The organism is Amycolatopsis sp. lyj-108 (assembly GCF_046549005.1).
Lineage (GTDB): Bacteria > Actinomycetota > Actinomycetes > Mycobacteriales > Pseudonocardiaceae > Amycolatopsis.
Window position 1 is genome coordinate 1 of record NZ_JAJPWQ010000026.1, and the last position, 5526, is coordinate 5526.

Below are 5526 nucleotides of genomic sequence, written 5' to 3' on the forward strand. Positions count from 1 at the left end.
GGTTGTGGGTTCCCCCCCCCCCCCCGCCACCCACGACCCACGCGCGTTCCCCCTGACCCCCGTCAGACGCGCTTCCGGTAAGCCCACGTGGCGAGCGGGAAGAAGACCGCGATCGCGGCCGCCATCCAGATCAGCGCCCCGGTCAGCGGACCGGCGATCGGGCCGCCGTTCATCAGCCCGCGCAGGACGTCGGACATCTGCGTCACCGGGCTGATGTCGGCCCACGCCTTCAGCCAGCCGGGCATGGTGCTCGTCCCCACGAACACGTTGCTGCCGAAGGTCAGCGGCATCAGCACCACGAACATCAGGCCCTGCACCGCGCCGGGGCTCTTCACCAGCATCCCGACGAACACCGAAGCCCAGCAGAACGCCAGCGCGAACGCGATGACGAGCACGATCGCCAGCGCGAACTCTGCCGGTCCGGTCTGGATCCGGTAACCCATGATCGTCGCGACGACCATCAGCACGACCAGGCACACCAGGTACCGCACGATGTCGGCCAGTACGGCGCCGATCAATGGCGCGGACCGCGCGATCGGCATGGCCCGGAACCGGTCGAACACACCCTTGGTGACGTCGGTGTTCAGCTGGACGCCGACGGTCATGCTGGCCTGCAGGATGTTGAACACCATGATGCCGGGCACGATGTTCTGGAGGTAGCTCTCCGTACTGCCCATGATCGCGCCACCGAACAGGTAGACGAACATGACCAGGAAGATGATCGGCGCGATGGTGACGTCGGCCAGCTGTTCCGGGTTCTTGCGGATCTTCAGGATCCCGCGCCAGGCAAGGGAAAGCCCGTGCCGCACGCTGCTCGACGGTGAAACATGCCGTGGTGGTGCGGGCATCGCGATGGTCGTCATACCAGGCTCCCTTCCGGAGTCGTGTCCTTTGTGGACTCGTCGGTCTTCTTGCCGGTCAGCGCGAGGAACACCTCGTCGAGGCTGGGCAGTCGCAGCGCCAGCTCGTCCGCGGTGATCCCGGCTTCGTCCAGCTTGCGGACCAAGGTGGACAGCAGGACGGGGTCGGCGACGGGCGCGGTGAGCAGCCCGGTGTCGTCGTCCCGGTTCGGCCGGGTCCCGGTGAGCCCGGCCAGGATGCGCTCGACGGCGTCGAGGTCGGCGAGCGCGCTCGGCCGGACCTGCAGCGTCTGGCCGCCGGTCCGCCGCTTGAGGTCGTCGGCCCGCCCGTTCGCCACGACCTGCCCGTGGTCGAACACGGTGATCGTGTCGGCCAGCTGATCGGCCTCCTCCAGGTACTGCGTGGTGAGCAGCACCGTCGTACCGTCCGCGACCAGCGTCCGGACCACGGCCCAGACCTCGTTGCGGGCGTGCGGGTCGAGCCCGGTGGTCGGCTCGTCCAGGTACAGCACCTTGGGACGGCCGACCAGGCTCGCGGCGAGGTCGAGCCGCCGCCGCATCCCACCCGAGTAGGTCTTGATCGCACGCCCGGCGGCGCCGGTCAGCTCGAACCGCTCCAGCAGTTCGGCCGCGCGCTTCTTCGCGTCCGCCCTCGAGAACTCCAGCAGCCTGCCGATCAGCACGAGGTTCTCCGTACCGGAAAGGTCCTCGTCGACCGACGCGTACTGCCCGGTCAACCCGATCATGCTCCGGACCGCCATCGGGTTCTTGACGACGTCGTAGCCGAAGACGCTCGCGTGGCCGCGGTCCGGCCGGATCAAGGTGGCCAGGATCCGGACGGCGGTCGTCTTCCCCGCGCCGTTCGGCCCCAGCACCCCGACCACCTTGCCCGCCGGGACCTCCAGATCGACCCCGTCGAGCGCCTTCGTCTCCCCATAGTGTTTGACCAGGCCCTCGGCCCTGATCGCGTGAGTCATCGTTTCCTCCTGTGGATCTCGCCCCGTGGACAAAGGTGCACGCCGGGCCTGGCAGAGCGCGCACAAAGCGCTGGCAGGACCTGACAGGACCTGATACGCGCTGGTAGACGCGGCGTGAGGAGGTTGTGGAGGTGTTGTGGAGACCGCCGCCACGACGCCGGTGATCGGCATACTCGACGTCATGGTGATCGAAGAACGGGTGGTCCGACCGGCGCGCCGGGGTACCGGGCGGAAGCTGGCCGGTGGGCTGCTCATCGCGGCGATCGTGCCGTTCGCGGTGCTGACGGCACTGCGGCTGGTGGGCTACGACGGCAACACCTACACGATCGCGGCGCTCGCGCTGACGCCGTACGCCGGCATCGCGACGCTGGTGCTCGGCGTCCTCGCCCTGGGACTTCGCCGCTGGTGGACCGCGGTCGTCGCGCTCGTGCTGACCTGCACGATCGCGTCGATGGTGCTGCCTCGCGCGTTCGGAGGTGAGCAGAAAGCGCTCGGCGGGAAGCACGTCCGCGTACTGGCGTCGAACCTGCTCGGCGGCCAGGCGGATCCGGCCGTGATCGTCGGCTACGTGAAGGAACACCAGGTCGACGTCCTCAGCCTGACCGAGCTGACACCCGAGTCGATCACCGGGCTCGAACGGGCCGGGCTCTTCGACCTGCTGCCGTACCACGTGCTGCACCCGGCCGAGTGGGCGTACGGCTCCGGGCTCGTGTCGAAGTACCCGCTCACGCCGCTGAAACTGAGCGGCGATTCGGACGACAAGCAGCCCAGTGCGAGCGTGGACCTCGGCGGCGGCGTGCGGATCGAGGTCGTCGCGGTCCATCCGTCGGCGCCGATGTGGGACAGGCACGCGTGGGTCGACGAGGCCAAGGACCTGCCGTACGCCGACGCCGAGCACGACATCCGGATCCTGGCGGGCGACTTCAACGCCAGCTTCGACCACTCGCTCTTTCGCGAGCTGCTGACCAGGGGATATGTGGACGCGGCCGATCAGCTGGGGAAGGCGTTGCAGGGCACCTGGACGAACGGGATGGTGCCGCCGGTGCCGATCGACCACGTGCTGGCGGACAAGCGGACGGCGATCGCGGACTTCAAGGTGCTGGAGACGCCCGGTAGCGATCACGACGCGGTTTACGCGGAGGTCGTGCTGCCTTGAGTCTTACGAGCCGAGCAGCGCGTCCAGAGCCCTGAGCGTTTCGAGGCCGTTGCTCGCGAGCGAGACGCCGCGACCGTGCCGGACCTGCGGCTCGCGCGGGTTGATCCGGACCAGCGCACCGGTCGCGGCGCTGGCCAGTTCCGAATAGCGCCGCACCGTCGGCACGGCCTGTCCGGCGCCGAGTTCCACCACCACGAGGTCGCGATGCGTGCGACGCCACGCGGTCAGTTCGTCGAGCTGGGCCTGGCTGCGCCTGCCGAGCCAGTCGTAGTCGCCGAACATCAGGATGTTGGGCCGGGCAAGGCCGCCGCAGCGCGGGCAGGACGGCAACGGCTCCAGCGCGCGCATCGTGTCTTCGTCGATCGGGACTTCGAGGTCGTCGGCGGGCCAGATCTCACCGGTGCATTTCGCAAGACACTGCAAGTGGTGGATGGACCCGTGCGCTTCGGCGACGTGTGGGTAGCCCGCCTTCTGGAACTGTCCGTCCACATTGGACGTGAAGGCGCGCGTGCCGCCGGGTTTGCCCGCTCCCCAGGAAAGCAGGAGACCGAAGCCGTCGTGCGGGACGGTGGCGCGGTACAGCGCGAGCCGGTGCCCGTAGAAACCCCAGGCCAGCTCGGGATCTTCGGCGAAATGCCGCGGGTCGGCGAGCTCGACGAAGCTGATGCCCAGCCGCTCGTACGGCGGATACGCCGTCCAGAAACCCTCGTCACCCCGGAAATCGGGCAGGCCGGAGTCGACCCCCATCCCGGCACCGGCGCAGACGAGCAGCGCGCCGGCGCCGTCGATCAGTTCCGCGGCTCGTTCGAGCTCACTCACCCGGCTTCGAAGCCTGGACGACCTCGAATTCCAGCAGATTCGCGCCGCTGGAGACCGGCTTCGCGCGCTCGCCCGCGTGCGCCTCACGCGCCGGGCCGGACGCCCACGCCTGGTACGCCTCTTCGGACTCCCACTTGGTGTAGACGAAGTAGCGCGACTCGCCGGAGACCGGGCGGAGCAGCTCGAAGCCGAGGAAACCCGGCTGGTTGTCGACGGCGTGCAGCCGCGCGGCGAACCGCTTCTCCAGCTCGGGGCCTGCGCCTTCGGGTACCTCGATCGCGTTGATCTTCACGACAGCCATGCCGCCAGCCTACGACGAAACTCTTTTGCGCCGCGATGTGATGCGTGGGACCTTCCCAGGAATGGCTGACACCAAGATCCTCATCTCCGGAGCGAGTGTCGCCGGACCGGCGTTGGCCTTCTGGCTCACCCGGTACGGCTTCTCGGTGACCGTCGTGGAGCGCGCGCCGACGCTGCGCCCCGGCGGCCAGGCCGTCGACCTGCGCGGACCGGCCAAAGAGGTCGTCCGCCGGATGGGCCTGGACGAACGCGTCCGCGCGGCGTGCACGGACACGAAGGGCGAGACGCTCGTCGACAGGAAGAACCGCACGAAGGCGACTCTCCGCGCCGACGACTTCGACGGTGACGGCGTCATCGCCGAGATCGAGATCCTGCGCGGCGACCTGACCGAAGTCCTGTACGAGGCGACCAAGGAGCAGACGGAGTACCTCTTCGGCGACCGGATCACCGCGCTGGACGAGCGGGCCGACGGCGTCGACGTCACCTTCGCCGGTGGGTCGCGGAGGACGTTCGACCTGGTCATCGGGGCCGACGGGCTGCATTCGGGAGTGCGGGCGCTGGCCTTCGGCGAGGAGTCCCGGTTCGTCCGGCATCTGGGCTCGTACCTGGCCTTCTTCTCTGTGCCGAACCGGCTCGGCCTGCGGAACTGGGCGATCGGCTACGACGACGTCGGCCGGTCCGCCGGGATCCGCGGCATCCGCGACGGCGACGAGGCGATGGCCTACTTCGGGTTCGCGTCGGAGAAGGTGGATTACGACTATCGCGACGTCGAGGCGCAGAAGGCGCTGGTGCGCGAGTTCGCCGCCGGAATGGAGTGGGAAGCGCCCTGGCTGCTGGAGCAGATGGACGACGCTCCCGACTTCTACTTCGACTCGTGCGCCCAGGTGGTCATGGATTCCTGGTCGCGCGGCCGGATCGGGCTGCTGGGCGACGCGGCGTTCTGCCCTTCGCCGCTCTCCGGGCAGGGCACGAGCCTGGCGTTCGTCGGCGCGTACGTCCTCGCCGGGGAACTCGCCGCGGGCCTCGACACCGGGCTCAAACGCTACGAAGCGGTCATGCGCGAGTTCGTCGAGAAGACGCAGGAGATGGGGCGGGCCAACGCGGAGTCGATCTTCGCGAAGTCGCGGACGGCGTTGCGGACGCGCTACGTGGCGATGCGGGTGATGCGGCTCAAGCCGTTCGCCGCGCTGGCTTCGCGGAAGATGCGGGACGTGGTGAACGGCATCGACCTGCCGGACTACCCCGGTGCCTGACCACCCCACCGCAATTCGTCACCTACTTGCGAGAGTGCCCGGCCGCAAGTAGGTGACGAAACGCGCGGGGATCACGGCATCTCCCGCCCGCTAGGCCACCCCGGGTAGGTCGCGAAAGCCACTTTCGCGACGCCTGACGTCCCGAAAGTGGCTTTCGCGAC

The 5526-nt window shown here is 68.8% G+C and carries 6 protein-coding genes; 2 read left to right on the top strand and 4 right to left on the bottom strand.

Annotated elements, in window-relative coordinates:
- Nucleotides 1-62: 62 nt before the first annotated feature.
- Nucleotides 63-863, bottom strand: coding sequence for an ABC transporter permease (locus ACLJO0_RS44000; protein ID WP_410585843.1), 801 nt, complete (start codon nt 861-863; stop codon nt 63-65).
- Nucleotides 860-1837, bottom strand: coding sequence for an ATP-binding cassette domain-containing protein (locus ACLJO0_RS44005; protein ID WP_410585844.1), 978 nt, complete (start codon nt 1835-1837; stop codon nt 860-862). Before ACLJO0_RS44005 ends, ACLJO0_RS44000 begins: the two co-directional genes overlap by 4 nt.
- A 136-nt stretch (nt 1838-1973) precedes the next feature.
- Between ACLJO0_RS44005 and ACLJO0_RS44010 the strand changes: the two genes are divergently transcribed.
- Nucleotides 1974-2993 carry an endonuclease/exonuclease/phosphatase family protein gene (locus ACLJO0_RS44010; protein ID WP_410585845.1) on the top strand — a complete coding sequence of 340 codons (1020 nt, stop codon included), beginning with the start codon at nt 1974-1976 and terminating at the stop codon, nt 2991-2993.
- A gap of 3 nt (nt 2994-2996) precedes the next feature.
- Here the strand turns inward: ACLJO0_RS44010 and ACLJO0_RS44015 are convergent, their stop codons facing one another.
- Together ACLJO0_RS44015 and ACLJO0_RS44020 are read right to left on the bottom strand one after the other, a co-directional pair.
- Nucleotides 2997-3812 carry an SIR2 family NAD-dependent protein deacylase gene (locus ACLJO0_RS44015; protein ID WP_410585846.1) on the bottom strand — a complete coding sequence of 272 codons (816 nt, stop codon included), beginning with the start codon at nt 3810-3812 and terminating at the stop codon, nt 2997-2999.
- Nucleotides 3805-4113 carry an antibiotic biosynthesis monooxygenase family protein gene (locus ACLJO0_RS44020; protein WP_005165349.1) on the bottom strand — a complete coding sequence of 103 codons (309 nt, stop codon included), beginning with the start codon at nt 4111-4113 and terminating at the stop codon, nt 3805-3807. The genes ACLJO0_RS44015 and ACLJO0_RS44020 overlap by 8 nt, the downstream gene beginning before the upstream one ends.
- A gap of 61 nt (nt 4114-4174) precedes the next feature.
- On the opposite strand from ACLJO0_RS44020, the gene ACLJO0_RS44025 reads away from it, so the two are divergent.
- Nucleotides 4175-5365: an FAD-dependent monooxygenase gene (locus tag ACLJO0_RS44025; RefSeq protein WP_410585847.1), complete on the top strand. Its 1191-nt coding sequence runs from the start codon at nt 4175-4177 to the stop codon at nt 5363-5365.
- The last annotated feature ends 161 nt before the right edge of the window (nt 5366-5526 follow it).